Source organism: Ulvibacter sp. 2305UL32-6 (genome assembly GCF_058148545.1).
Genome location: NZ_JBYVKA010000086.1, coordinates 1 through 553, shown reverse-complemented (window position 1 = coordinate 553; position 553 = coordinate 1). Strand labels below are relative to the sequence as shown.

Sequence of the window (553 nt, the reverse complement as noted above, 5' to 3'; positions counted from 1 at the left end):
GCCATTGGCTTTATACGGTGTTGTGCTACGTTATTTTTCGAACTAATTTTTCATAGTCATATAGTCGATCTTTTTTTCTATAATTTCCTTTTATTCGTCCTTTTACTTTATTTGTTTCCGGAAGATATTCCAAGAAATTCTCGGAACAACTACTTATTTTAAGTTTGTTGTTTCTGGAAAAAATTGATAGGATATACCATTTGTTCATATCAAAATTGTATAATTCTTCCGTGCAATCAAAACCATTCGAGTTGTATAAATCAACAAATTTCTCGGAATGCTTTCCTTTGATAATTTCCTTTATTTCAAAGCGAAGAAATCGACGATAAGTTAAATTATTAAACTTACTTAAATCCGTATCGTTATTAATTTGAACTTTATTTTGATTTTCATAATGGTGATAAATTCCGATGACTTTGGTTTTGATAATTAGTGATTCTGAGTCCTTATTTGCTTTAATAAAATTGCCGCCCCAAAAACAGGTGCAGCTAAAACTAATTGCAGAAATTAGACAGAATATTATTGTAAAAAGTTCTTTTTTCATAATGGAGCA

General features: G+C 29.1%; 1 protein-coding gene. It reads right to left on the bottom strand.

Annotated elements, in window-relative coordinates; genetic code table 11:
- Nucleotides 1–25: 25 nt before the first annotated feature.
- A partial coding sequence (locus ACY2RU_RS17835) for a hypothetical protein (protein WP_490139840.1) occupies nt 26–553 on the bottom strand: 528 nt, incomplete at its 5' end.